This is a genomic window from Streptomyces sp. x-19 (assembly GCF_046549115.1).
Taxonomy (GTDB): Bacteria; Actinomycetota; Actinomycetes; order Streptomycetales; family Streptomycetaceae; genus Streptomyces; species Streptomyces albulus_C.
Map to the genome: position 1 here is coordinate 423,940 of NZ_JAJPWK010000003.1, position 24,274 is coordinate 448,213.

Annotated in this window: 22 protein-coding genes, 1 tRNA gene and 1 pseudogene; 11 read left to right on the forward strand and 13 right to left on the reverse strand. The window is 73.7% G+C overall.

Annotated elements, in window-relative coordinates; genetic code table 11:
- Nucleotides 1-67 precede the first annotated feature (67 nt).
- On the reverse strand, nucleotides 68-2,131 hold the full coding sequence (locus ACLJT4_RS10530; RefSeq protein ID WP_411122030.1) for a SpoIIE family protein phosphatase: 2,064 nt from the start codon (nucleotides 2,129-2,131) through the stop codon (nucleotides 68-70).
- A gap of 260 nt (nucleotides 2,132-2,391) precedes the next feature.
- Here ACLJT4_RS10530 and ACLJT4_RS10535 point away from each other — a divergent pair, with 260 nt between their 5' ends.
- The 8 genes and pseudogenes from ACLJT4_RS10535 to ACLJT4_RS10570 all read left to right on the forward strand — a co-directional run bounded on the left by ACLJT4_RS10535 (nucleotide 2,392) and on the right by ACLJT4_RS10570 (nucleotide 8,269).
- The gene (locus ACLJT4_RS10535; protein WP_411122031.1) at nucleotides 2,392-3,258 is read left to right on the forward strand and encodes a TetR family transcriptional regulator C-terminal domain-containing protein; all 867 of its coding nucleotides are present in this window, start codon (nucleotides 2,392-2,394) and stop codon (nucleotides 3,256-3,258) included.
- A 124-nt stretch (nucleotides 3,259-3,382) separates the two neighbouring features.
- Nucleotides 3,383-4,279, forward strand: coding sequence for a 3-keto-5-aminohexanoate cleavage protein (locus ACLJT4_RS10540; protein ID WP_038523433.1), 897 nt, complete (start codon nucleotides 3,383-3,385; stop codon nucleotides 4,277-4,279).
- Between the two features lie 83 nt (nucleotides 4,280-4,362).
- A complete protein-coding gene (locus tag ACLJT4_RS10545) occupies nucleotides 4,363-5,388 on the forward strand; it encodes a 3-hydroxyacyl-CoA dehydrogenase NAD-binding domain-containing protein (protein ID WP_411122032.1) in 1,026 nt (341 codons plus the stop codon).
- Entirely contained in the window at nucleotides 5,388-5,903 is a 516-nt protein-coding gene (locus ACLJT4_RS10550; RefSeq protein ID WP_411122033.1) for a thioesterase family protein, read from the forward strand. Before ACLJT4_RS10545 ends, ACLJT4_RS10550 begins: the two co-directional genes overlap by 1 nt.
- A 146-nt stretch (nucleotides 5,904-6,049) precedes the next feature.
- A pseudogene (locus ACLJT4_RS10555) lies at nucleotides 6,050-6,163 on the forward strand (GNAT family N-acetyltransferase); the annotation flags it as partial.
- 393 nt (nucleotides 6,164-6,556) lie between these two features.
- On the forward strand, nucleotides 6,557-6,889 hold the full coding sequence (locus ACLJT4_RS10560; RefSeq protein ID WP_411122034.1) for a DUF427 domain-containing protein: 333 nt from the start codon (nucleotides 6,557-6,559) through the stop codon (nucleotides 6,887-6,889).
- Between the two features lie 612 nt (nucleotides 6,890-7,501).
- Nucleotides 7,502-7,660, forward strand: coding sequence for a hypothetical protein (locus tag ACLJT4_RS10565; RefSeq protein ID WP_411122035.1), 159 nt, complete (start codon nucleotides 7,502-7,504; stop codon nucleotides 7,658-7,660).
- A 54-nt stretch (nucleotides 7,661-7,714) separates the two neighbouring features.
- The gene (locus ACLJT4_RS10570; RefSeq protein WP_411122036.1) at nucleotides 7,715-8,269 is read left to right on the forward strand and encodes a DUF309 domain-containing protein; all 555 of its coding nucleotides are present in this window, start codon (nucleotides 7,715-7,717) and stop codon (nucleotides 8,267-8,269) included.
- A gap of 52 nt (nucleotides 8,270-8,321) precedes the next feature.
- On the opposite strand, the gene ACLJT4_RS10575 is transcribed toward ACLJT4_RS10570, so the two are convergent.
- The 6 genes from ACLJT4_RS10575 to ACLJT4_RS10600 form a co-directional block, all read right to left on the reverse strand.
- Nucleotides 8,322-9,275, reverse strand: a complete 954-nt coding sequence (locus tag ACLJT4_RS10575; RefSeq protein ID WP_275461845.1) for a D-alanyl-D-alanine carboxypeptidase family protein — start codon at nucleotides 9,273-9,275, stop codon at nucleotides 8,322-8,324.
- Between the two features lie 208 nt (nucleotides 9,276-9,483).
- Nucleotides 9,484-10,707: a cytochrome P450 family protein gene (locus tag ACLJT4_RS10580; RefSeq protein ID WP_411122037.1), complete on the reverse strand. Its 1,224-nt coding sequence runs from the start codon at nucleotides 10,705-10,707 to the stop codon at nucleotides 9,484-9,486.
- 125 nt (nucleotides 10,708-10,832) lie between these two features.
- Nucleotides 10,833-12,053: an MAB_1171c family putative transporter gene (locus tag ACLJT4_RS10585; RefSeq protein WP_411122038.1), complete on the reverse strand. Its 1,221-nt coding sequence runs from the start codon at nucleotides 12,051-12,053 to the stop codon at nucleotides 10,833-10,835.
- On the reverse strand, nucleotides 12,046-12,618 hold the full coding sequence (locus tag ACLJT4_RS10590; RefSeq protein ID WP_411122354.1) for a hypothetical protein: 573 nt from the start codon (nucleotides 12,616-12,618) through the stop codon (nucleotides 12,046-12,048). Before ACLJT4_RS10590 ends, ACLJT4_RS10585 begins: the two co-directional genes overlap by 8 nt.
- 61 nt (nucleotides 12,619-12,679) lie before the next feature.
- Nucleotides 12,680-13,186 carry a helix-turn-helix domain-containing protein gene (locus ACLJT4_RS10595; RefSeq protein WP_275461847.1) on the reverse strand — a complete coding sequence of 169 codons (507 nt, stop codon included), beginning with the start codon at nucleotides 13,184-13,186 and terminating at the stop codon, nucleotides 12,680-12,682.
- Between the two features lie 374 nt (nucleotides 13,187-13,560).
- Nucleotides 13,561-13,634, reverse strand: a tRNA-Pro gene (locus ACLJT4_RS10600).
- Nucleotides 13,635-13,808: 174 nt separating this feature from the next.
- Here ACLJT4_RS10600 and ACLJT4_RS10605 point away from each other — a divergent pair.
- Nucleotides 13,809-14,102, forward strand: a complete 294-nt coding sequence (locus ACLJT4_RS10605; protein WP_411122039.1) for a YiaA/YiaB family inner membrane protein — start codon at nucleotides 13,809-13,811, stop codon at nucleotides 14,100-14,102.
- A 94-nt stretch (nucleotides 14,103-14,196) separates the two neighbouring features.
- On the opposite strand, the gene ACLJT4_RS10610 is transcribed toward ACLJT4_RS10605, so the two are convergent.
- Complete coding sequence (locus tag ACLJT4_RS10610) at nucleotides 14,197-15,111, reverse strand: alpha/beta fold hydrolase (RefSeq protein ID WP_411122040.1); 915 nt, start codon at nucleotides 15,109-15,111, stop codon at nucleotides 14,197-14,199.
- A gap of 169 nt (nucleotides 15,112-15,280) precedes the next feature.
- On the opposite strand from ACLJT4_RS10610, the gene ACLJT4_RS10615 reads away from it, so the two are divergent.
- Together ACLJT4_RS10615 and ACLJT4_RS10620 are read left to right on the forward strand one after the other, a co-directional pair.
- Entirely contained in the window at nucleotides 15,281-18,496 is a 3,216-nt protein-coding gene (locus ACLJT4_RS10615; protein WP_411122041.1) for an amidohydrolase family protein, read from the forward strand.
- A 274-nt stretch (nucleotides 18,497-18,770) separates the two neighbouring features.
- Nucleotides 18,771-20,024, forward strand: coding sequence for an acyl-CoA dehydrogenase family protein (locus ACLJT4_RS10620; protein WP_411122042.1), 1,254 nt, complete (start codon nucleotides 18,771-18,773; stop codon nucleotides 20,022-20,024).
- A 91-nt stretch (nucleotides 20,025-20,115) separates the two neighbouring features.
- On the opposite strand, the gene ACLJT4_RS10625 is transcribed toward ACLJT4_RS10620, so the two are convergent.
- From ACLJT4_RS10625 to ACLJT4_RS10645, 5 genes are read right to left on the reverse strand one after another with little or no spacing between them, the layout of a single operon-like run.
- Entirely contained in the window at nucleotides 20,116-20,775 is a 660-nt protein-coding gene (locus tag ACLJT4_RS10625) for a GAF domain-containing protein (RefSeq protein WP_411122043.1), read from the reverse strand.
- Nucleotides 20,772-21,392, reverse strand: a complete 621-nt coding sequence (locus ACLJT4_RS10630) for a GTP-binding protein (RefSeq protein ID WP_411122044.1) — start codon at nucleotides 21,390-21,392, stop codon at nucleotides 20,772-20,774. Before ACLJT4_RS10630 ends, ACLJT4_RS10625 begins: the two co-directional genes overlap by 4 nt.
- Nucleotides 21,370-21,780 carry a DUF742 domain-containing protein gene (locus ACLJT4_RS10635; RefSeq protein WP_411122045.1) on the reverse strand — a complete coding sequence of 137 codons (411 nt, stop codon included), beginning with the start codon at nucleotides 21,778-21,780 and terminating at the stop codon, nucleotides 21,370-21,372. The genes ACLJT4_RS10630 and ACLJT4_RS10635 overlap by 23 nt, the downstream gene beginning before the upstream one ends.
- Nucleotides 21,777-22,226 (reverse strand): roadblock/LC7 domain-containing protein, encoded by a 450-nt coding sequence (locus ACLJT4_RS10640; protein WP_411122046.1) that lies wholly within the window; start codon nucleotides 22,224-22,226, stop codon nucleotides 21,777-21,779. The genes ACLJT4_RS10635 and ACLJT4_RS10640 overlap by 4 nt, the downstream gene beginning before the upstream one ends.
- Nucleotides 22,216-24,165, reverse strand: a complete 1,950-nt coding sequence (locus ACLJT4_RS10645) for an ATP-binding protein (RefSeq protein WP_411122047.1) — start codon at nucleotides 24,163-24,165, stop codon at nucleotides 22,216-22,218. The genes ACLJT4_RS10640 and ACLJT4_RS10645 overlap by 11 nt, the downstream gene beginning before the upstream one ends.
- Nucleotides 24,166-24,274 lie beyond the last annotated feature (109 nt).

Consider the following 24,274-nt stretch of genomic DNA (forward strand, 5'->3'; position numbering starts at 1 on the left):
ACTTGGCCGTGCCGATCCCTCGGCGCTCGTTCCCGCTGAGTGCCGGGGTCGGCCAGGGCCTTCCCGGTCAGGGGCAGTTGAACTCGCACCATACGCACTTTCCGCCGCCGCGCGGTTCCACTCCCCAGACATCGGCCAGCCGATCGACGAGCAGCAGACCGCGGCCGGAGACCCCGGCCTCGCCCGGTTCCCGGCGGCGCGGCAGGCTGCTGGACCCGTCCTCGACCTCCAGCCGCAGTCGGCGTTCGGCGCCGTGCGGCATCCGGATGTTGACCACGGCCTCGCCGTCGGTGTGCAACAGGGCGTTGGTGATCAGCTCGTCGGCGACCAGTTCGATCTCGTCGGCGCGTTCGCGGGCGCCCCACGCGCGGACCGCGGCGCGGATCATGTGGCGGGCGGCGGAGAGTCCCGCGGGGTCGGAGGGGGCGATGTGCTGCCGGAAGCGGCCGGCCGTGTCGTGCTCGGGCGCGCCGAGGCGGCGCAGCAGGAGCAGCGCCATGTCGTCCTCGCCCCGCCGGTCGTCCGCCGACTCGCAGAGCCGGTCGGCGAGTTGCTGGACGTCCTGCGGGCCGTCCCGGACCTCCCGCGCCAAGTGCCGCAGCCCGGCGTCCAGATCGGCGCCGGGCTCCTCGACCAGCCCGTCCGTGCACAGCACCAGGGTGTCGCCGGGGGCGAGGTGGACGGTGGTGACGGGGTAGTCCAGCAGCCGGAACTCGGAGGAGATGCCGAGCGGCAGGCCGCCGGCCACCGGGAGCCGCCGGCAGATGCCCTCGGCGTGCCGCACCATCGGGTCGAGGTGGCCGGCCCGGACGAACCGGGCGGCGCCGGTGGTCAGGTCGGCGTCGACGTAGGTGCAGGTGGCGAAGCGGTCGGTGTCGAGCTCGTTGAGGAACGCGGAGGCCCGGGCCATCACGGTGGCCGGCGCGTGCCCCTCGGCCGCGTAGGCGCGCAGCACGATCCGCAGCTGTCCCATGAGGGCGGCGGCCTGGGTGTCGTGGCCCTGGACGTCGCCGATCACCGCGGCGAGGCGGCCGTCCGGCAGCGGGATCACGTCGTACCAGTCGCCGCCGATGTCCCGGCCCATCCGCGCGGAGCGGTAGCGGACGGCGATCTGCGCCTCGGGGAAGCCGGGGATCCGGCGCGGCAGCATGGCCTGCTGGAGGCCGGCGGCGATCTCGTGCTCCTGGTCGTAGAGCATCGCCCGGGCCAGGCTCTGCGCGATGCTGCTGCCCAGCGCGAGCAGTACGTTGCGCTCCTGGTCGCGGAAGTCGCTCTCGCGCTCGAAGAACAGCCCGATCACCCCGATCGGGCGGCCCTGCGCGATCAGCGGCAGATACGCGGCGGAGCTGACGTTGAGCGGCTCGATGGCCGGCCACAGCCGCGGGTAGTGGGTGCGGAACTGTTCCCGGCTGTGGACGAATCGCGGGGCGAGGGTGCGCACCACCTCGCTCATCGGGAACTCGTCGCCGATCCGGGTGTACTCCAGGTCCGGGACGAAGCTGCCGGCCTTGCCCTCGGAGACCAGCCGGATCCGTCCGGCCTCGACCAGGCCGAGGATGACGTTCTCGGCGCCCAGCCGGCTCAGCCCCTGCTCGTCGGCGAGCACGCCGATGACCTCGCCGACGGTGCGGGCGTGGGCGAGGGCGGCGGTGGTGCGCTCGACGACGCTGGTGTGCCGGCGGCGCTCCTCGGTGACCGCGATCCGTTCGGCGGCCTGGGCGTACTCGTCGCTGGCGTCGCGGACCACGCCGATGACGCGGCGGGGCCGGCCGGTGGGGTCGCGGCGGATGCTGCCCTGGGCGTGCGTCCAGCGCAGTGCGCCGTCGCGCAGCCGGATCCGGAAGTAGGCGCCGTAGGAGTGGCTGCCGTCCTTGAGCGCGCGGGCCACCAGGGCGTCGAGCCGGGCCACCTCGTGGCCCGGCACGCGGGAGCCGAGGCTCGCCGGGCGGTCGTCGTACTCCGCCGGCCGGAGGTCGAAAACCTCCAGTGCGGGCGGATCCAGGTGCATCAGCCCGCTGTCGAGGTCCCAGTCGAAGCCGCCCATCCCGTTGAGGGCCAGGGTCAGGTCCGGGTGGGCGGGCCAGTCGTCCGGCACCGACACGGTGGGCCGTTTCGCTCCCCGGTCAGCCATGCCGTCACTTTGCCACATTCACCCGTATTGCGGCTTGTCCAGCACCGCCACCCTCCCTGGGTTCCCGCTTCCGGCGCGCCCCGCACCGACCGGCCCCGCGCCTGCCGGCGGATCCACCCACCCCCTCCGCAACACCACTGACTCAAGGCTCAGTAATCCCACAACACCGCCCGGAAGATACCCACAGAACAGGACTTTTCCCTACGATCGACCACTGACGGCGTTGCGATGTTCTCAACACCCTGTTAGCGTCCCCGGCCATGAACGCAGACCCCGGGGACCGGATCGCCGACGACGCCGGACACGTCACCGACCGCGTCCGGCAGGTGATCGCACGGCTCGGGTGCAGCCACCGGGAATTCGCCCGCCGGATCGTGATGGACCCCTCCAAGCTCTCCCGGTCCCTGGGCGGCACCCGACGGTTCGCCCTCGCCGAGATCGTCCGCATCGCCGACCTGGGCGGAGTGGACACCGGCTGGCTGCTGGGCGCCCCGGAACGCCCCGCGGCGCCGCCGGAGCGCGAGCCGGCCGCGGTCCCCGAGGGCGGCCGGCCGCTCCAGATCGTCCGGGAGACCGTCCGGCTGATCGCCGAGCACGGCTTCCACGCCGTGCGGGTCGCCGACATCGCCGCCGCCTGCGGCACCAGCCCGGCCGCCGTCCACTACCACTTCCCCGGCCGCGACGAACTCCTGGAAGCCGCCGTCCGCTGGTGCATGGACGAGGACACCGACCGCCGCGCGGCCGGACTGGCCGCCGCCCCCGACGCCCGCACCGAACTCCTGCACCTGATCGCCCTGCAGACGCCGCGCACCGCGCAGCAGCGCCGGCAGTGGCTGGTCTGGCTGGACCTGTGGGCGCAGGCCGCCCGCGACACCGCCGTGGGACGACTCCACGAGCACTACTACCGGCAGTGGCGCACCACCGTCGCCGACGTCCTCCGGCGCGGCACCGAGCAGGGCGTCTTCCGTCCCGTCGACCCGGACGTGACCGCCCTGAGGCTCACCGCCCTCATCGACGGCCTGGCCACCCAGGTGCTGGCCACCGCCCCGGACAGCACCAGCCCCGACACCATGCACGCCGCCCTGCTGACGTTCGTGGAGAACGAACTCGACGCGCACCGCCCCTGACGACCGCGCGACCGGGCGGCCACCGCCCCTGCCGATGACCCCGCGCGCCCCGCGACGGTGCGTGCCCCGTCCCCCGTTCGCTCGCCGCCCCTGCACGTCCACTCATCCGACCCGAAGGGACCCCATGACCACCCCCACCAGCGACGTCATCATCACCTGCGCGCTCACCGGCGCCGGTGACACCGTCCGCCGCTCCCCGCACGTCCCCGTGACGCCCGAGCAGATCGCACAGTCCGCCGTCGAGGCGGCCGCCGCGGGCGCCGCGGTGGTGCACATCCACGTCCGCGACCCCGAGACCGGCGCCCCGTCCCGCGACCCCCGCCTGTACGCCGAGGTCGTCGACCGCATCAAGCAGACCGGCACCGACGTCGTCATCAACCTCACCGCCGGCATGGGCGGCGACCTGGTCATCGACCCGGAGCGCCCGCTCACCCAGCTGCCCGGCACCGACCTGGTCAGCGGCCTGGAACGGCTCCCGCACGTCGAGGACCTGCTCCCCGACATCTGCACCCTGGACTGCGGTTCCCTCAACTTCGGCGACGGCTCCACGCTCTACGTCTCCACGCCTGACATGCTGCGCGCCGGCGCCAAGCGGATCCAGGAGCTCGGCGTCCGGCCGGAGTTGGAGATCTTCGACACCGGCCAGCTGTGGTTCGCCAAGCAGCTGCTCGCCGAGGGCCTGCTGGACGACCCCAGCGTCTTCCAGCTCTGCATGGGCGTGCCGTGGGGCGCCCCGGCCGACCCCGGGGTCCTGCAGTCGATGGTGAACATGCTGCCCGAGGGCGCCCAGTGGGCGAGCTTCGCGCTGGGCCGGATGCAGATGCCCTGGGTCGCCCAGTCCATCCTGCTCGGCGGCAACGTCCGCGTCGGCCTGGAGGACAACCTCTACCTGAGCCGCGGCGTCAAGGCCACCAACGCCCAACTCGTCGAGCGCGCCGTCCAGATCACCGAACTCCTCGGCTCCACCGTGGCCACCCCGGACCAGGCCCGCGCCCGCCTCGGCCTGAAGCCCCGCGGCTGAGACCGCCACGAGCAACCGCCACACCGACGCCCCGCAACCGCCCCGATCCGTTGCGCGAACTCCCGCCCAGGAGGCAGCACCCCATGCCCTTCACCCCCTCCACCACCCCCGAGGCCGTCCGCCGCGTGGCCTGCATCGGCGCCGGCGTCATAGGCGGCGGCTGGGTCGCCCACTTCCTCGCCCGCGGCTACGACGTGACCGCCTGGGACCCCGCCGACGACGCCGAGGACAAGCTCCGCCGCCTGGTGTCCGCCGCCTGGCCCGCCCTGGAACAACTGGGGCTCGCCGACGGCGCCTCCCCGGACCGGCTGACGGTCGCCCCGACCCTCGCCGAGGCCGTCGCCGACGCCGACTTCGTGCAGGAGAGCGCCCCGGAGAAGCTGGAGTTGAAGCGTTCGCTCCTCGCCGAGCTGGACGCCGCCGCGCGCCCCGGCGTGGTCATCGCCTCCTCCACCTCCGGCTACCCGATGACCGACATGCAGACCACGGCGGCCGACCCGTCCCGCCTGGTCGTCGGCCACCCCTTCAACCCGCCGTACCTCATCCCGCTCGTCGAGGTCGTCGGCGGCACGCACACCGACGCCGCGGCGGTGGCGTGGGCCTCCCGCTTCTACGACGTCGCCGGCAAGTCGGTCATCACCATGGACCGCGAACTGCCCGGCTTCATCGCCAACCGCCTCCAGGAGGCACTATGGCGCGAGGCACTGCACATGGTCGCCAACGGCGAGGCCACGGTCGAGGACATCGACGCCTCGATCACCGAAGGGCCGGGCCTGCGGTGGGCGTTCATGGGCCCCTGCCTGACGTTCGCCCTCGCCGGCGGCGAGGGCGGCATGGCCCACATGCTCGACCACTTCGGCCCCTCCTTGAAGTCCCCCTGGACCCGCCTGGAGGCCCCCGAACTGGACCGTGAGCTCCGGGACGCCATGGTCGACGGCTGCGCGACCGCCGCCGGGGACCGCACCTACGCCGACCTGGTGGCCGAACGCGATCAGGGCGTCATCGACGTCCTCCGCGCCACCGGCCGCCTCCCCCGGAGCGAGCGGGCCGCCGCCCCGGACCCGGCCGTCCCCGGCCAGCGCCCCCACGCGCCCGGGAGCGCCGCCTGATGGCCCCCGCTCCGTCCACGCCGCCGGCCGGGGGCCCCGCTCCCCTCCCCCTCCCCCTCTTCCGCCAGGTCGTCCAGGAGGACTGGATCGACTACAACGGCCACCTCAGCGAGGCGTACTACGTCCTGGTCTTCGGCTTCGCCACCGACGCCCTGATGGACGCGTGCGGTCTCGACGCCGCGTACCGGGAGCGCACGGGCTGCTCGCTCTACACCGTCGAGGCCCACGTCCGCTATCTCGACGAGGTCCCCCGCGGCAGCCAACTGGCCGTCCGCACCACGGTGCTCGGCGCGGCCGCCAAGAAGCTCCGCGTGGTCCACGAGATGTACCGCTGCGATCCCGCGGGCGCTCCCAACGGCGCCCCGGTGGCCACCGAGGAGCTCTTCCTGCTCCACGTCGACCAGCAACAGGGGTCCGCCGTCCCGTTCCCCGACGCCGCCCGCGACCAGCTGGCCGCCCTCACCACCCCGGCGCCGGACTGGGCCGGCCGCGGGATCCGCCCGGTCGGCACCTGACCGTCGGCCCACGGGTCGGTGCCCGGCCCGCGCGGCCGGGCACCGGCCCGAAATGGCATTGCCCCTCGGCCGCGGCGGTGTTCTGGTCACTGATCATGCGTCATGTGCACCCCTCTCTTCGCCACCCGCGCGAGCTGCCGGCCAGGATCGAACGGAACCTGGCCGAGCACGCCTGCCATCTGCACCGGAATCTCCCGGACGCGGCCGTCACCGAGACCGCCGACCTCCTCGTCGCGGACAGCGGCCTCGCCGACGACACCTTGTGGTGACGGCCGGTCAGGCGCTCGATCAGCAGCGCGAGGAGCACGTAGTTGATCCCGCGGTACTCCTGCTTGCTGCCGGGGGCGAACGTCATCGGGCCGTGCGAGACCAGGGACACCAGTTGCCGCGGGGTCCATCTGTCGTGGCGCTGTCGTAGCGGTGCCGAGCGATGCCCTCGGGGTGGAGAGGTCCGGAGCGCCGTCGCGCGCCTCGTCGGGCAGGCCGCTGGTGTGGTTCAGCAGGTGGGTGATGCTGCGGCGCGGGAACGCGGACGGCAGGAGGTCGCCGCTGTGCCGCTCTCGGGGCGCGCCGGCCTCAGGGATCACCCTGAACCCGTCCCGGATGCGACCCTGAGCGGGTAGCCGTCCGACACGCGAACGGAGATCAAGGTCATGTCCACGCAAGGCCACCGCATCGAGATCAAGCAGGGCACCGCACACGTCCGGGTCGTGGTGAACGGGCAGTTGCTCGCCGAGAGCCGGCGACCGCTGCTGCTCCTGGAGACCGGCTGTCCGGTGCGGTACTACCTGCCGCCGGAGGACGTCCGCACCGACCTGCTGACGCCGTCCGCGACCCACACCGTCTGCCCGTTCAAGGGCACCGCTTCCTACTGGTCGCTCGAACAGGGCCCCGAGGACCTCGTGTGGGCCTACCCCGAGCCGCACGCCGGGGTGGCGGAGATCAAGGATCATCTCTGCTTCTACGAGGTGCAGTTGGGGGAGTGAGGGCCACCGCCGGGACCGCGCACGGCCACGTGAGGAAAGTTCCTGACAATTAATGCCGCACCGGGCCCTCGCCGTGACGGTCGCCGGCGCGCTGCTGGCCACCGTCGCCGTCGGCTACACCGTCGCCGCCACCCGGCGCACCCAACCGACCGACACCGTCTCGGCGTTCGGCCTCGACCACGGGCGGCTCTACTTCCGCAGCACGGGCGCCGGCGCCGGTCGGGTGGCCAGTGTGCCGGCCCGGACACCGGGCGGGCGCGGCACGGCGCCGGGCGACGACCGGCGGGCGACCGGCGGGCCCGCGTGCGAGCGCTGCCACGCGGCCGGCGGCACCGGCCTCTGCCTCCAGCGGCGGCCCGGCATCCCGCCCAGGTCGTACGCGGTCGTCCTGGACGACCGGCTCCGCGAACGACGCCGGATCGCCCTCACCGGCATCCCCAACCGGGCCCGGGTCTCGGCCTCCGGACGGATGCCGGCCTGGACGATGTTCGCCACCGGCGACTCCTACGCCACCACGTCGTCCTCCACCCGCACGTCCGTCCCGATCCGTGGCGGCTGTCCGTCCTGGACCTGCGCACCCGGCACGAACATCCGGTCGCCGAGACCCGCAGCGTGGACGACCAGGCCGCCTGGCTCGACGACCACACCCTGGCGTACGCGCTGCCCGGTCGGGACGGGCGGCCGAGCGACGTCTGGACCGTCCCGGCGGACGGCTCCGGCACGCCGTCGCTGCGCGTGCCGGACGCGTCGTCCCCGGTCCTCGCACCCTGACCCCGCCGCGGCCCCGCGGCGACGGCACGACGACCCACGACGCACAATCGAAGGGTGAACGCCCCAGAGGACCACCCAGACCCCACCCGGCACGAGGAGGGCGGCGCCCCGGCCTCCCGCGCCCGCGACCGCGACGAACAGGGCCGGGCCCGCAACGCCCGCCCCCGGGACGGCCTGGGCCGTCCGCTGCCCTATGGGGCACCGGGCGTCGCCCGGCAGCCCGAGGGGGTGGACCGCACGCCCGACGCAGCGCTGGCCGAGGCGCAGCGACTGTTGGACGCCGGGATGCCGTTCCACGCCCACGAGGTCCTGGAGGACACATGGAAGGCCGCGCCGGAGTCCGAGCGGGAACTGTGGCGCGGTCTGGCGCAGCTGGCCGTGGGGCTCACGCACGCGGCACGCGGCAACGCCACCGGGGGTGCGGCGTTGCTGGGGCGGGGTGCGGCGGCGCTGGCCCGGTACGCCGGTGCCGCCCCGTACGGCATCGACGTCGACGGGCTGACGGCCTGGGCACGGGAGCTGATCGGTCGGCTGGCCGGAACTCCCCAGGACGGGGCGGCCGGTCCGGTCTCGGCCACCGGGGAGGCTCCCCGACTGCGCGCCCGGTAGGCGCTCGGCCGGGGAGCCCGCCGGTGTGGCGGGCCGGCGGCGGGGAGCGGCGTCACTCCTCGTCGTCGGACTCGCTGCGGCTGACCGGTTCGGGGCCCGTCACGGTGTTGAAGCCCCAGTCCAGCAGGGCGCTCGCCTCCTTGTAGACGCCGTTGGCCTCGCCCGACTGGGGGTTGAGCACGGTGGCGATCAGGGTGTGGCCGTGGCGGCGGGCGGCGGCGATCAGGGTGTTGCCGGCTTTGCTGGTGTAGCCGTTCTTCACGCCGATGATGCCGGGGTACCGGGGCAGGCCGTGCGAGCCGACCAGCATCCGGTTGGTGTTCTCGATCTGCAGGGTGCCCCCGCCGGCCGCCGGGAACCCGGCGCGGGTGGTGGAGCAGTAGCGGGCGAAGTCCGCGTTGGCGAGGCCGGCGCGGGCGAAGACCGTCAGGTCGAACGCGGAGGACACCTGCCCGGGGGTGTCGTAGCCGTCCGGCGACTTGACCGTGGTGTCGCGGGCGCCGAGCCGGCGGGCGGTCTGCTGCATCTCCTGGGCGGTGGCCGACCAGCCGCCGTTCATGGCGGCGAGGACGTGCACCGCGTCGTTGCCGGAGCGCAGGAAGACACCGCGCCACAGGTCGGCGACGGTGTAGCGCTGGCCCTGGCGGACGCCGACGACGCTGCTGCCGGAGCCGAGTCCGGCGAGGTCGCCGGCGCTGACCTGGCGCACCTTGCCGGACGAGAACTTGGGCAGCACCGTGACGGCGAAGAGGGTCTTCAGGGTGCTGGCGGGGGCGAGTCTGCGGTGCTGGTTCCGGCCGGCCAGCACCTTGCCGGTGTCGGCGTCGGCGACCATCCAGGCGAGGGCGCTGAGGCCGCCGGGCAGTTTCCGGGCGGGGGCCGCGGCCTGACGTCCCGTCGGTGCTGCGGGACGGGCATCGGCCGGTATCGGGCTCAGGGACACTCCGGCGGCGGCGATGAGTGCCAGCGCACCGGCCTTCTTGGACACAAGCGCGTCAAATGCCATGGGGTCACGCTAAGGAGGGGCGGCGGCGGGCGCAGCGCGGATGCGCCAGACGGGCCACCGAAGGGTGCTGCGCCCGGCGTGTCGCCGATGTGCGCACTCGCAAAGAAGGACCCGCCCGGTGCGACGGGGGATGCACACCGGGCGGGTCACAGCACTTTTCTACCGCATGACTGAACGGTTACGCATCAAAAACTTGTGCGTTCCCGGATTACCAGGCCACGGGCAGCGAAATCAGGCCACGCGCCCGGATGGTCCGACGGTGCCGTACTTCGTCCCGGGCCACGTCGAGGCGCAGCTCGGGAAAGCGGCTGATGAGGGTGCCGATGGCGATCTCCGCCTCCATGCGGGCCAGCGGTGCGCCCAGGCAGTAGTGGATACCGTGTCCCAGGGCGAGGTGGCCGGAGAGCTCGCGGGTCGGGTCCAACCGGTCCGGGTCGGGGAACCGCTCGGGGTCGCGGTTCGCGGAAGCGATCGAGAGCAGCACGCTCTCGCCGGCCGGGATGCGGACGCCACCGATGTCCAGGTCCTCGACGGGGAAGCGGCGGATGGCCAGGGAGGCCGGGGTGTCGTACCGCAGGAACTCCTCGACGGCGGGCGCCAGTTCGGCCGGATTTCGGCGCAACGCAGCGAGCCTCTCGGGGTGGTCGAGGAGGGCGAGGACGGCGTTGCCGATGAGCTGGACGGTGTTCTCGTAGCCGGCGAAGAGGATCAGGAAGGCGAGCGAGGTCAGTTCGTCCTCGCTGAGGCGGTCGCCGGCCGGCTCGTCCGCGGTGTCGTCGCGGACCGCGATCAGGTCCGAGAGCAGGTCGTCACCGGGCTCGGCGCGCTTGGCGGCGATCAGCCCGGTGTAGAACTCCAGCATCGCGCCGATCGCCTCCTTCATCGCCTGGGGACGGCTGGGGTCGGGCGTGATCAGCGCGTCCGACCAGGCCAGGAAGTCGCGCCGGCGCTCGACGGGGATGCCGAGCAGATCGCAGATGACGGTGATCGGCAGCGGTCCGGCGTAGTCGGTGACGAGTTCCGCGCGGCCCCGTGCGGCCATGGCGTCCAGCAGATCGTCGGCGATGCGCTGCACGGGAGCCCGGAGCGCCTCGATGCGGCCCGGGGTGAACGCCTTGACGACCAGCCGGCGGATCCGGGTGTGGTCCGGCGGATCCATGTTGAGCAGGTTCGCGTCGAGGGCGGGCGGCAGTGAGAAACCGCGGTAGTTGCCCGGTGTGGCGTGCCGCCTGTCGAGCGAGAGCCGGGGGTCGGCCAGCGCGCTGCGGACGTCGTCGTAGCGGGTGACCAGCCAGGCGGGCTGCCCGTCGGTGCCGGTGATCCGGTGCACCGGGCCCGCTTCGCGGAGCGCGGCGTAGGCGGCGTACGGGTCGTCCAGGAGGGCGGTGGTGTCGAGGGGTGCTACGGGGCCGGTCTCGGCGGTGTTCTGCATGGCGCCCGAGCCTAGATCACCGGGGACGGGGCGCCGGGCGGCACCGGCCACATGGGCCGGTGCCGCCGTGCGCGGTGCGGGAGGCCCGGACCCCCGTACCGGGCCACCCGTCTGTGGTGTTGCGATCAGCTGTGCGCGGTGGCGCTGCGCTGTCGCAACTCGGTGAGCACGGTCTCGATCAGCGGCGAGCGGTAGACGTCCGCGACCAGCGCCAAGTGCTCGTATTCGGAGGAGAGTCGGGCGGCCTGTCGACCTTCGGCGACCACCACGCTGTCGGCGCCGTGATCCGGGACGTGACCGACCGCGCGGTTCTCCAGGCCGCGCCGCAGGGCCGCCGCCTCGGCGACCGCGGCCAGTTGCCGGTCGTCCAGCGAGACGGCACGGGCGCGTTCGAGGACGATGTCGATGGCGTCGGACTCGACGTGCCGGCGCAGGCCGCGCTGCACGTCGCGGATCTCGGCCATCTGGCGGTTGGCGCGCCATTCCAGGTCGGCGAAGGGCCAGCGGCCGGTCCACCGCGAACCGTCCATGGTGACCTCCGGGGCCTGTGCGGTGACGGTCCGCCAGAGCGGCGTCAGGCGGCGCAATCGGCGCCAGGCCGCGGCGCGCGGGCCGGCCGCGGGCAGGCTGAAGCCCACGAGTACCAGGATCGCGGCGACCGAGGCGCTGAGCGGGGCGACGCCGTTGGAGAGCCAGGGCGCGGGGTGCCCGGTCCACGACAGCACGAAGCCGATGACCTTGCAGGCGCAATAGAGCAGGCCGAGCCAACAGCCCGCGGCCAGCACCCGCAGCCCGCGGGCCAGCCACGAGGCGCCGACCCGGGCGGCGTAGCGCGGACAGAGCGTCCCCAGCCCCGCCAGGCTCGCCCCGAAGATGGCCAGATACAGCACCAGGAAGACCATCACGCCGGGGGCGTCGGCGTACGCGGTGCTGAAGTCGCGGGGGTGTTCGACGGCGTCCGGGCGGCCGACGGCGAAGCCGGTGACGGCCACCGCCCACAGGAACGCCACCGCGGCGACCACGGCCCGCGCCCTGCTCCGCGCCCTGGCCCGGGCCGCCTCGCCCTCACCGGTCGTCCAGCGGAGCAGCAGCACCAGCGCCCCGGCGGCGAAGACCATGACGGAGGAGTAGAGGAAGACCATGGCGAGGTTGGCGACGCCGACCAGCCGGTCGAATCCCCGGTAGAGGCTGGGCGCGGAGAAGAGGAAGACGGTGGCCACGCCGCCGGTCATCAGGCAGGCGAGACCCAGGTCGGTGTTGCGGCGGTCCCGGAACCACGCGACCGCCTTGTAGGCCACCAACGCCCAGGCGGCGGCCGCGAAGCAGAGGTAGACGACGTCAAACACCGGGGCCTCCCGCGGGTCCGGCCGCCTCCTGTTGGCGGCGGATGTGCTGGAGCGCGGGGCCCAGCGCGGCCGCGACCTCGGCGGCGGGTCCCTCCAGCGGGAGTTCCCGTTCCGCGGCGGCGGGCACCACGTGCTCCATCAGGAGCGTCCCGAGCACCTCGGTCTCCCGCTCGGCGAGGTTGTCGTAGCCGTGGTGGCGGGCGAAGCCCATGGTCAGGCCCATCCGCTGCATGGCGGTGGCGACGTCGACGGAGGGGGTCCAGATCCGCAGCGCGTCCTCGGTGACGGCCGGGTCCTGGGCGTGCCCGAGGAGGAGGTGGCTGAGTTCGTGCAGCACGATGTGGATCTGGTGCCAGGGGGAGGTCTTGAGTTCGTAGAAGACCCAGTAGCCGTCGTCGGTGGTGGCGGTCATCCCGGAGACCACGCCGCCCAGGCTCATCGGCACGAGGTGGACGGGCCGTGCCACCCGCGCCGCGACGACGTCGCAGATCCCCCGCAGATCGGTCGAGGCGGGCAACTGCAACTCCTTGATGAGTTGCTTGCACCGCCTGCGCATCTGCCCCACTCGCATGCTCGTCCCGTCCTCGTGTCCGGCCCGCCGCCAGGTAGTGAAGATCCGGTCGCGCTCAGCGGTCCGTATCGGGCCGTGCGCCACGCCGATCACCACCCTGCTCCGGCGGGCCGTCCGGCAGGTTCATCTGCCGGCGGAACTGGGAGATGATCGTCGTCAGGCTGTCCTGCACTTCCGGGGGCAGCCCGACCGAGCGCAGCGCGATGGCGCGCACCCGCTGGTCCCGCATGGCGGCGAGGAACCGGACCTCCTCCTCCACCCGCGCGGCCTGCGGCTGGGAGAGGTCCCCCAGTAGGTACCCGACCGGTACGGCGAAGAACTTCGCCAGTGCGCGCAGGAGTTCGGGACCCGGGTTGGTCCGCCGCCCGTTGCGCAGCATCGACAGGTACTGCTCGGTGACCTTGACGCCGCCGTACTCCGCCACCCCGCGGCTGATCTCGTCCGCGACGTGGGCGTTGGTGTACGGAGCGCCCGGTGGGTGCATGTGCGCGAAGAGGTGGTTGAGCCGCTCCGCGAGCACGCTGCCCTCCCCCTTGGGCCGGCTGTCGCCCCCCACTGCCATTCCCCCGTCCGTCAGGCCGGCCCAACGCGCAGTTAAGGCCGTCGAAGTTACGTCCCCATCCTGACACGCAGGGAACAGGCCGCACCAGTCCACATACGGACAGTGAGGAAGGTCGAACTTAACCGCGAGTTGAGTGAGGAGAAAACAACTGTGCGTGCAACGGTCGGGGCGTCTGGGGCGAGAGGGGGCAGCAGGCGGGGGCGGGAGGGAGCGGACGCACAGAGGGCGGACTCCGGAGGCACCCCGGAGCGCGGGAAACGACCCGCGAACGCCAGGGATGCCAGAGACGCCGGGGATGCCGCGAACGCCGGGGAACAACGAGAAGAGGCCGTGTCGGTGAATCCGACACGGCCTCTGACTCACGTTTCCGTAAGTCGGGACGACAGGATTTGAACCTGCGACCCCTTGACCCCCAGTCAAGTGCGCTACCAAGCTGCGCCACGTCCCGTTGCCCGATCCTGCGGGGATCTCCCCGAGTGGTCGTGCACGAGAACAATACCCCAAGTCAGAGGGTGCGCGTCGCCATTTCCGGCCGGGGTGGGCGACGGAGCGGGCGGCGGGCGTGGCCGGGATGAGTACCCGTACTCATGCGGCGGCGTCACCGTGCCGCCACGCTACGCGCATGAGTACTCCAACGATTCAGCGGCCGACGACCACGGCTTTCTTCGTGCAGGCCGCGCTCTCGTTCGGCCTGTCGCTGGTGGCCCTGGTGATCGGGATCCTCAAGCTCCCGGTGGGCGCCTGGGAGCGCGGGTTCCTCGGGCTGGGGCTGGTCTTCGTGGTCTCGTCGGCGTTCACCCTGGCCAAGTGCGTCCGCGACAAGCAGGAGGCCACGGAGGTGACCAACCGGGTGGACAAGGCCCGGATCGACAAGCTCCTCATCGAGCAGGACGCCTTCAAGCCGGGCCAGGTCTGAGGTCCGGCCGCCGCGGACCCGGGTCGCCGGTCCGGGCCCCGCGGAGCCTGCGGGCCCGGACCGGCGCCTTCCGCAGCTGGTGCGCACCCGGCGGTCAGAGGTGCGCGTCGAGCCAGGCCAGCAGATCGCCCTGGACCTCGTCGCGGTTGGTCTCGTTGAGGATCTCGTGGCGGGCGCCCGGGTAGCCGCGCCAGGTCAGGTCGCGGATCCCGAGGTAGCGGAAGTCCTCCAGGAGTTCGTGGACCAGGGTCATCCGTTGGTGGCAGGGGTCCTGGTCGCCGACCGCGACGTGGATCGGCAGGCCGCGGGGGATGCGCGCCAGGTGGGCGGGGTCGTTGACCTTCCGGACGGCGCGGACCCAGTCCAGGGCCAGGCCGGCGCCGAACGGGAAGCCGCAGTCCGCGTCGGCGACGTACCGGTCGACCTCGGCGGTGTCGCGGGAGAGCCATTCGTAGCCGGTGCGGTGCGTGAACGCGTCGTTGAAGGAGCCGAAGACGCGCGGCAGGAACGGGGAGAGGTGGGCCCGGCCGTCCGCGGCGATCTCCGCCTCCAGTGCGGCCGCGGCGGTGTCGACGTCGAGGCCGGGCAGGGTGCGGAAGACGCCGGTGAGGAGGAGTCCGGCGAGGTCGGCGCCGTACTCCTGGGCGTAGTCGCGGGCCAGCATCGCCCCCATGCTGTGGCCGAGGAGGACGAGGGGCAGGCCCGGGTGGGCGGCGGCCGCGCGGTCGCCGATGCCCTTGAGGTCGCCGACGGTGGCCCGCCAGGCGTCCTCGCCGGTGACCCCGCGGCCGCCGGTGGAGGCGGCGGTGGCGCCGTGGCCGCGGTGGTCGGAGGCGACGACAGCGTAGCCGTGACCGGTCAGGAAGCGGGCGAAGCGGGCGTAGCGGCGGGCGTGTTCGGCGGCCCCGTGGGCGATCTGGACCAGGGCGCGCGGGGTGCCGCTCTCCGGTAGCCAGGTGTAGGTGGCGATGCGGGCGCCGTCGGGGGCCTGGTGGACGTCCTGCTGCATGGTGCTCTCCCGGGGCTGACGGATCGTCGGTCGCGCCCACTCTGAACCGTGGGGCAGTGGTTGGCCACGGGGCGCGCGTGGTGGAGATGGTCCGCGGCCGGCCCGGCGTGACACGATCGGTCGGTTCTGTGCCGGCACTGTGCCGCAACCCCCTTTCGCAGGAGGAACGTTGGACACCGCAGACCGCCCCGAGCACGTTCCGTCCCCCCGTTCGCCGCTCTCCCGCCGCAGGTTCCTCCAGGGCACCGCCTCGGCCGCCGCCGCGGCCGGCCTGGCGGGCGTGGCCGCATCGCCCGCCACGGCCGCGCCCCTGCCGGGCGTCGCGGCCGGTACGCCCGCGGCGCTGTCCTTCACCGCCGCCACCAACGGCGCCGCCTCCCTCGCACCGTCCGGCGACCGGCTGGTCGCCGAGGTGCAGAACGTCCTGTGGTCGCTGCCCCGGGCCGGTGGCGACGCGCGGGCGCTGACCCCGCCCGACCTGGAGCCCACCCGTCCGGTGCACTCCCCCGACGGCCGCCGGATCGCGGTCTGCGCCTACCGGGGCGGGAACTTCCACCTGTGGACGCTGGCCCCGGACGGCTCGGGCCTGACGCAGGTCACCGACGGCCCGTGGGACGACCAGGGGCCGGCCTGGTCGCCCGACGGGACCCGGCTCGCGTTCGCCTCGGAGCGCGGCGGCGACCCGGTGACCGGCAGCCCGTACCGGTTATGGGTCCTGGAGGTGGCGTCCGGGCGGCTCACCCGGGTGACCGGGCTCCCCGATCAGGACGGCCCCCACCAGACCGGCGCCTGGGAGGACTTCGACCCCTGCTGGTCGCCGGACGGCGCCCGGATCGTGTTCGTGCGCGGCCGGCTGGACAGCACGGCGCTGGTCTCGCGGACGGTGGCGTCGGTGCCGGCCGACGGGCGGGGCGCGGTGCGCACCGAGCACACCGAGACCGCCGTGGCGCAGGTGATGGTGCCCGCGCTGTCCCCCGCGGGGCGGTTGGCGTACCTGCGGACCACCGAGGCGCCCGGACCGACCTGCACGCTGGTGGTGGACGGCGCGGCGGTGGCGGTGGACGGGGACGTGGAGCCGGTGCCACCGCGCTGGGTGTCGCGGGACGCGCTGCTGGTGACGGTCGGGGGCCAGTTCCGGATCGTCCGGCCCGACGCCCCGCAGCGGGTCGAGACCATCCCGTTCGCCGCGCGGCTGCCCCTGGACCGTCCACGGTACCGCGTCAAGGACTACGGCTTCGAGCGGACCGCCGGCGGGCCGGTCCGCGGCATCCACCTGCCGGCGCTCTCCCCGGACGGTCGCCGGGTCGCCTTCGCGGCGCTCAACTCCCTGTGGCTGGCGCCCACTTCCGGTGGCGGCGCACCGCGCCGGATCACCGCCGCCGCACCCACCCGCTACGTGCTCGCACCGAGTTGGTCGCGGGACGGCCGGGCGCTGGTGTACGCCGACGACCGGGACGGGCTGTTCGCGGTGCGCCGGCGGGAGCTGGACTCGGGTGCGGAGACGGTGCTGGCCTCCGGCGGGCGGGTGCAGCCGGCGCTGTCGCCGGACGGCTCGCGGCTGGCGGCGCTGGACATGATGGGCAACCTCGTCGTGCGGAACCTGGCGGACGGCGCGGAGAAGGCGCTGGCCGCGCCGATGGGGGCGGGCGGCCTGCCGGGGCGGCCCAGCTGGTCGCCGGACGGCAGGTACCTGGCGCTGTGCGACCGCAACCGGCTCAACCGCCGGTTCCGCGAGGGCTACAACGTCATCCGGATCGTCGACGCGGAGACCGGGAAGGACCGGCTCCACCAGGTGGCCGAGCACGTCTCGATCGCGGACCGCTACGACTCGGGGCCGGTGTGGTCGCCGGACGGGAAGTGGCTGGCGCTGATCGCCGAGTCGGCGCTGTGGGTGCTGCCGGTGCGGCCGGACGGGACGCCGGACGGTGCGGCACGGCAGTTGACCGAGGAGGCCGCGGACCACCCGTCGTGGTCCGGGGACGCCACGACGCTGCTGTACCTCTCGGCGGGCACGCTGCGACTGGTCCCGGTGTCCGGCGGTCCGGCCCGGACCGTGCCGGTCGCCCTGGAGCGGCGGCCGGCGCGCGCCCGGGACACCGTGGTGCACGCCGGCCGGTTCTGGGACGGCACCGGCGACACCGTGCGGGAGGACGTCGACGTGCTGGTCCGCGACGGGCGGATCACGGCCGTCGAGCCGCACCGGACGTCCCGCGCCGGCACCGCCCGCCGGGTGGACGCCGCGGAACGGACCGTGCTGCCGGGGCTGTGGGACGCGCACACCCACCCCTGGCAGACGACGTACGGCGGGCGGCAGACCGCGTTGCAGCTGGCGTACGGCATCACCACCACGGTGTCCTGCGGCGGCTTCTCGTACGAGCAGGCGCGGCTGCGGGAGGCGCTGGCCGCCGGGGTGCTGGCCGGTCCGCGGCTGCTGACCTGCGGCGAGCTGCTGGACGGCGGGCGGGTGGCGTACAGCATGGGTCGGGCGCACCGCACCGCGGCGGGGCTGCGCCGGTCACTGGCCCGGGGCGCGGCGTTGGACTGGGACTTCGTCAAGACCTATGTCCGGGCGCCGGGTTGGGTGATGGCGGAGGCGGCCCGCTTCGCCCACGGTGAGCTGGGGGTGCGCTCGGGGAGCCATCTGCTCAGCCCCGGCGTCCAGTTGGGCCAGGACCTGACCACCCACCTCCAGGCCACCCAACGGCTGGAGTTCGGGCACGCGGTGTCGGCTTCGGGGCACGCGTACCAGGACGTCGAGGACGTCTACACGGCCGGCGGGATGCACATGCTGGCCACGCCGTTCTCGTCGGCGCCGCTGATCGGCGAGGATCCGGCGCTGGCCGAGGACGTGCGGGTGAGCCGGCTGATGCCGCCGTGGGACGGTGCGGTGGTGCGGGAGGGCGCCGCGCGCCGGCCGACGCCCGCGCAGTTGGCGGACATCGCCACCGAGGTGGGGGTGTACCGAAGGATCCTGGACGGCGGCGGGTGGGTGGCGCTGGGCACCGACCAGCCGCTGGTGCCGGTCGGCCTCTCGCTCCACCTGTCGCTGCGGGCGCTGCACCGGGGCGGGTTGAGCGTCGTCGAGGCGCTGCGCACCGCGACCGTGCTGCCGGCCCGGGTGTTCGGTGCCGAGCGGGACCTCGGGACGCTGGAGGTGGGCAAGCTCGCCGACATGGTGCTGGTGGACGGCGATCCGTTCCACGACCTCGGTGCGCTGGTGCGGACCTCGGCGGTGCTCAAGGGCGGGCGGCTGTTCGAACAGCGGGCGCTGGTGGAGTCGTTCCCGGCGCCGGGCGGGCCGGCGCTCCGCGCGGCGGCGGGCACCGACTGGTTGGCGGTGGGCCGGCAGCAGCGCCGCGAGTCCTGCTGCGACACCGGGCGCTGAGGGACGGGAGGCGCGGGGTGGCGCGGTTCCGGGACGCTCCGGAACCGCGCGTTCCGGCATTCCGCGAGCGGGGGTTGTGCGGCGCGTTCACGCACTCCAAGTGCGCGTATGGATGCGCCTGGTCGACGTTTTGCGCGACCCGCACCTGGTATGCCAACGGGTATTGCACGCGGTAGGTTCAAGATCATTTCCGATACGATCTCGGCGGCACCGCACGTGTCGCCCCGAGGCAAGGAGCGGTCGGCACGCGGGGGTTCGCGGAGGAGGGCCCGTCTTGCATCGCTACTTCATCGACCAGCGGCATGAAGCACTCCGACGTCGGGTGCGGGACTTCGCCGAGCACGAGGTCCGCCCCCGGATCGCCGAGATGGAGGCGAGCCGCACCGTCCGCCCCGACCTCTCGCGGCTGATCGCCCGGCAGGGGTGGATCGGCGCGACGGTGGACCGCGCGCTCGGCGGGATGGGCGCCGGCCACGTCGCCAAGACCGTCATCATCGAGGAACTGTCCCGGGTCAGTGCCGCGATGGGCGCCATGGTGCAGGCGTCCCAGCTCGGCGTCGCGAAGATCGTCCACTTCGGCAGCGAGGAGCAGAAGAAGACCTGGCTGCCGGCGATCGCCTCGGGCGACTGCCTCCCGACCATCGCGGTCACCGAGCCGCAGTCCGGCGGCCACGTGCTCGGCATGACCTCCACCGCCGTGCGCGACGGCGACGACTACGTCCTCAACGGCCGCAAGACCTACGTCGGCAACAGCCACATCGGCGACCTGCACGGGGTGGTGGTCCGCACCGGCGAGGGCTCGGGGGGCCTGTCGGCCTTCCTCGTCGAGTCCGGCACGCCCGGCCTCCGGGTCGGTCCGCAGCGGCCCGCGATGGGCCTGCACGGCTTCGGCTTCGGCGAGCTGTTCTTCGACGACTGCCGGGTGCCGGCGACGCACCTGCTGGGCCGCGAGGGCGACGGGCTGTCCGTGGCGTACTCCTCCAGCGTGCTCTACGGCCGGCCCAACCTGACCGCGGTCTCGCTCGGCATCCACCAGGCGGTCCTGGACGAGACCACGGCGTTCTGCACCGAGCGGCGGCGCTACGGCGAGCCGCTCGCGGAACTCCCCACGGTCAAGCTCAAGTTGGGCCGGATCCAGTCCCGTCTGCTGCTCGCCCGGCTGTCCGCGTACCACGCGGTGCAGCTGCTGGACCAGGGGCTGCCGTGCGACGCGGAGCTGATGAACGCCAAGTTGGTGAACGTGGAGTCGGCACTGGAGTCCGCGCAGGACGCGATGGACGTCCACGCCGCCTGCGGGTTGTTCACCGACCGTCCGGTGGAGCGCTTCCTGCGCGACGCGCACCACGTCTTCGCGCCGGCCGGCACCTCCGACGTGCAACTGCTGCGGCTGGGCGAACTCGCGCTGGGGCAGGGCAAGGGCGAGTGGTCGGAGCGGTTGGCGGCGCTGTTGCGCCCCGCCCCGGTGGAACGGCCGGAGGAGGAGGCGGCGCTGCCGGGCGGGCGCGAGGCGCTGGCCCGGGTGTCCTGAGCGGTCGGTGCCGGCGTGCGCACCCGTCCGCAGGGGAGCCCCGCTCGGTCGTACGGGCCGCACGGGGCTCCACCATGGACGGGCGTGCCCGTCAGGAGGCGTCGACCTCCTGCTGCCGCCGTTCCATCTCGTGCACCTGCTCGACGAGTTCGGCGGCGAACGCCTTGATGGTGTGCAGCCCCTCGCGCCCCCAGGGCCGGGGCTCGCGGTCGACGACGCAGACGGTGCCCAGGGTCGTGCCGGTGCGGTCGATCAGCGGAGCGCCGAGGTAGGTGCGGATGCCGAGTCCGTCGACGACGGGGTTGCCGGCGAACCGCGGATAGTCGCAAACGTCCTCCAGCACCAGGGCCTTGCGCCGCACCACGACATACGGGCAGTAGCCGTGGTCCCGGGCCATGACGCGCTCCGGGCGGCCACTGGGCGGCGCCGGACCCAGTTCGACGGAGGTGTCGAGGTCGGGGGCGTAGAGCCCGGCGAAGTACTGCTCGCGCTCGTCGATGAAGTTCACCATCGCGAAAGGGGTGTTGGTGGTCCGGGCGAGCTTGCGGGCGAAGTCGTCGAACGCGGGCAGCGGGTTCTTGCCGATGCCCAGCTCGCGCAGTCGGGCCACCCGCGCCGGCGCCTCGTGGTCCTCCGGAGTGATCACCAGGCGACGCGTCAAGGCGTCTGTCAGGTGCGGGAGTTCGGACTGCGGATAGCGCCAGGACGGATGGCGGAAGGGGAACGGGAAGCGGACGGAGGGGACGTTCATGACGGCTCCGGGGAGGCGGTGCGGACGGGGCTGAGCAGGTGTTCGACGAGGGACACCAGGACCTGGGTGCCGGAGGCGCACCGGCGGGCGTCGCAGAGCACGACCGGGACCCGCGGGGCGAGGTCAAGGGCGGCGCGGACCTCCGCGACCGCGTAGCGGTGTCCGCCGTCGAACTCGTTGACCGCGACGACGAACTGGATGCCCCGCCCCTCGAAGAAGTCGACCGCGGCGAAGCACTGGTCCAGCCGTCGGGTGTCGGCGAGCACCACCGCGCCCAGCGCGCCGCGGGACAACTCGTCCCACAGGAACCAGAAGCGGTGCTGCCCGGGCGTCCCGAAGAGGTAGAGGACGTGCTCCGGACCGAGCGTGATCCGGCCGAAGTCCAGGGCGACGGTCGTGGTCGTCTTGTCCTCCACACCCGCCAGGTCGTCGGTGCCGGCACTGAGCTGGGTGATGAGCTCCTCGGTGCTGAGCGGTGCGATCTCGCTGACCGCACCGACGAAGGTGGTCTTGCCGACGCCGAAGCCGCCCGCGACCAGGACCTTCAGCGCGATCGGGAAGGAGTCGGGCGCGGGACGCTCCGGGAGCCGGGCGTCAGAGTCGTTGACGAAGTCCATGCAGCACGGCCTCCAGCAGGGCACGGTCGGTACGGGGTGCGGACCCGGCCGAGAGGGCCGGAGGGGTCCGCGCGGTGAGCGCCCCGCAGTCGACGAGGTCGGCGAGGAGCACCTTGGTCACCGCGGCGGGCTGCCTGAGGTGCGCGGCGACCTCGGCGACCGGGACGGGCCCGCCGCACAGCCCCAGGACCCGGTCGTAGTCGGGGCCTTGGAGGCCGGCGGGTCGCCGGCCGGTCGCCCGCACCATGGTCATCAGGTCGAAGTCGGCCGTGGGCCGGGTACGGCCCCTGCTGACGGTGAAGGGGCGGACCAGCCGGCCCGCCACCTCGTCGATCCACGGCGCGTCCGGCCCGCACGACCGCTGCCGGCGCGGCAGGGCCACGGTCAACGGCCACCCGCCGGGACGTGATGGCGCGCAGGCGTCGACACGTACGGCCGGACGCTCTTGACCAGCATCCCCATCTCGTAGCCGAGCACCCCCGCGTCGGCCTCGCGGCCGGCCAGCACGGCCAGGCAGGCGCCGGAACCGGCGGCGGCGACGAACAGGAAGGTCTGCTCCATCTCGACGACGACCTGGAGGATGTCGCTGCCCTCCCCGAACCGGGAACCGGCGCTGCGGGCCAGGGAGTACAGGCCGGAGGAGAGCGCCGCCATGTGGTCGGCGACGTCCGGTTCGAAGCCGTGCGCGGCCTTGACGAGGCCGTCGGCGGAGAGCAGGACGGCGCTGCGGGTGTGCGGCACTCGCTGGACGAGTCCGGTCAGCAGCCAGGAAAGGTCGGTGTGCTGGGTGCCGCTGAACTCCGCGGTCGTCTGCGCGCGCACATCACTCACCATGGTCGGGGTCGTCTCCTTGGGGGCGGGCCATCGGGGCGTCGTGATCGGGGGCAAGGAGCAGTTCGGGGTCTTGCCGGCTGCCGGGTGCGCGGTCCTGGCCCGGGGTGGTGGCAGGCGCGGTGGTGGGGTGGCCGGCGGCGGTGAGGCCGGCCGCGTAGCTGGGGTCGCCACGGCTGAAACCGCGCTGGTAGGCGGCCATCAGGTTCGGGTCATGGAGGCGTTCGGGGCCGGTGCGCTGAGGCGGGTGGGCCGGCACGTCGCGCAGTTGCGGGGCGATGTGTGCCTGCTTGACGCGGCGCGGCAGTCGGGGGCGGCTGGCGTCGTCGAGAGGCGGCGGCGGGGGCGGCAGAAGCACCGGACCGGGGTCGGCGGGATGCCCGCCGAACGGCACGCCGGCGGACGGGCCGTCAGGTGCGCCGCCGCCGTGTTGCGGGGTCAGCGCCGCGGCCTCGACGCTGGCGATGGTGGTCGCGGCGGGGGTGCGCACGATGCGCCGGCGGGCCGGCGGCTCGTCGGGTCCGGCGGTGCGCCCGGGGGCGGGCGGCAGCGCGCGGGCCAGACGGTCGTCGGCGGCGGCGAGGGGGGCGGCGGCCGGTGCGCGGCGCCCCGCGGGCCCGTCGAGGCGGTGGCCGTAGGCCCGTTGGCCGCCAGCCGGGACCGGTGGGGCCCCCTCGTCCTCCTCCATGCCGTCCGAGAACTCCTCCCGGGTCTCGGCGGAGTCGTCGCCGAGCAGTTCCGGCGGCACGATCACGACGGCCTGGACGCCGCCGTAGATGCTGCTCTGGAGCCGGACCACGAGGCCGTGCCGCTGGGCGAGCGAGGAGACCACGTAGAGGCCGATCCGGCCGTCGTCGAGCAGTTGGGTGAGGTCGATCCGTGCGGGGTCGGTGAGCAGCCGGTTCATCTGCTCCTGCTCTTCCGCCGGCATGCCCAGACCGCGGTCCTCGATCTCCACCGCGAGCCCGGCGGTGACGTGCCGGGCCCGCACCGTGACCGGGGTCTCCGGGTCGGAGAACTCGGTGGCGTTCTCGACGAGTTCGGCGAGCAGGTGCACGACGTCGGCGACCGCGTGCCCGCGCAGGGTGCCCTCGAAGGGCGACACCAGCTTGATCCGGGTGTACTGCTCGACCTCTGCGGTCGAGGAACGCACCACCTCGGTCAGGGTGATCGGACGGGTCCACTGGCGGCGGGTGATGGCACCGCCGAGCACGGCGAGGTTCTCGGCGTGCCGGCGGATCCGGGTGGCCAGGTGGTCGATCACGAACAGGCCCTTGAGCAGGTCCGGGTCCTCGACCTGGTGCTCCATCTCGTCGAGGGTCAGGATCTGACGGTGCACGAGGGACTGCAGGCGCCGCGCCAGGTTGACGAAGACCTCCAGCTTCTGCTCGTTGCCGGTGGCGTCGCTGCGGACGATCCCCACCGCCTCGATGAGCGCGGCCTCGGCGGCCCGGCCGGTGGCGGCGACCTCCCGCGCGAGCTGCCCGAGCGGGTCACCGCCGGGCCCGGGGAACGGCTCCCGTTCCTCACGCGCGTGCAGCCATGCGTCGTTGCGCACCCGGTCGAGCAGGTCGGCGATGTCGGCCTGCGCGCGGGCGCACACCTGGCGCAGCCGCGCGCAGCGGTGTGCCAGGGCCCGCGCCTCGGCGTTCGCGACCAGGCCACCGACCAGGACGACGGCGCAGACCGCGACGAGGCCGCCGGCCAGCACCGGCCACTCGCGGCCGGTGAGCCTGGCGCCGCCGCTGCGCACCACGAACGCGGTGACGCCCGCGCAGACCACCGCCGTCAGCAGAGCGGGGACGGCGGCCAGCCGGACCAGGCGGGACCGTATGGCGGCGTCGGTGACCGGCTCCGAGGGAACCGCCCGGCCGCGCCGGCCGCCATGGGACCTGGGAGCCTCCAGGGACGTCTCGGTCCTCGGCGGGGTTGCGGTAGGCATCGGCGCCCTCCGGATCGGCCGTTGGCAGTTCGCGGAGCACGCACGCTAGTTGTTGCGGGGGTGGGGTTCGGACCCCCTTCGGGGTTTCGCTACCCCGCGCCACCTCCGT

What these genes read in the sequence shown, in the direction of transcription:
- ACLJT4_RS10530 (WP_411122030.1), bottom strand. Translation starts at nt 2,131, where the DNA reads ATGGCTGACCGGGGAGCGAAACGGCCCACCGTGTCGGTGCCGGACGAC.
- ACLJT4_RS10535 (WP_411122031.1), top strand. Translation starts at nt 2,392, where the DNA reads ATGAACGCAGACCCCGGGGACCGGATCGCCGACGACGCCGGACACGTC.
- ACLJT4_RS10540 (WP_038523433.1), top strand. Translation starts at nt 3,383, where the DNA reads ATGACCACCCCCACCAGCGACGTCATCATCACCTGCGCGCTCACCGGC.
- ACLJT4_RS10545 (WP_411122032.1), top strand. Translation starts at nt 4,363, where the DNA reads ATGCCCTTCACCCCCTCCACCACCCCCGAGGCCGTCCGCCGCGTGGCC.
- ACLJT4_RS10550 (WP_411122033.1), top strand. Translation starts at nt 5,388, where the DNA reads ATGGCCCCCGCTCCGTCCACGCCGCCGGCCGGGGGCCCCGCTCCCCTC.
- ACLJT4_RS10560 (WP_411122034.1), top strand. Translation starts at nt 6,557, where the DNA reads ATGTCCACGCAAGGCCACCGCATCGAGATCAAGCAGGGCACCGCACAC.
- ACLJT4_RS10575 (WP_275461845.1), bottom strand. Translation starts at nt 9,275, where the DNA reads ATGGCATTTGACGCGCTTGTGTCCAAGAAGGCCGGTGCGCTGGCACTC.
- ACLJT4_RS10580 (WP_411122037.1), bottom strand. Translation starts at nt 10,707, where the DNA reads ATGCAGAACACCGCCGAGACCGGCCCCGTAGCACCCCTCGACACCACC.
- ACLJT4_RS10595 (WP_275461847.1), bottom strand. Translation starts at nt 13,186, where the DNA reads ATGGCAGTGGGGGGCGACAGCCGGCCCAAGGGGGAGGGCAGCGTGCTC.
- ACLJT4_RS10605 (WP_411122039.1), top strand. Translation starts at nt 13,809, where the DNA reads ATGAGTACTCCAACGATTCAGCGGCCGACGACCACGGCTTTCTTCGTG.
- ACLJT4_RS10610 (WP_411122040.1), bottom strand. Translation starts at nt 15,111, where the DNA reads ATGCAGCAGGACGTCCACCAGGCCCCCGACGGCGCCCGCATCGCCACC.
- ACLJT4_RS10625 (WP_411122043.1), bottom strand. Translation starts at nt 20,775, where the DNA reads ATGAACGTCCCCTCCGTCCGCTTCCCGTTCCCCTTCCGCCATCCGTCC.
- ACLJT4_RS10630 (WP_411122044.1), bottom strand. Translation starts at nt 21,392, where the DNA reads ATGGACTTCGTCAACGACTCTGACGCCCGGCTCCCGGAGCGTCCCGCG.
- ACLJT4_RS10640 (WP_411122046.1), bottom strand. Translation starts at nt 22,226, where the DNA reads ATGGTGAGTGATGTGCGCGCGCAGACGACCGCGGAGTTCAGCGGCACC.
- ACLJT4_RS10645 (WP_411122047.1), bottom strand. Translation starts at nt 24,165, where the DNA reads ATGCCTACCGCAACCCCGCCGAGGACCGAGACGTCCCTGGAGGCTCCC.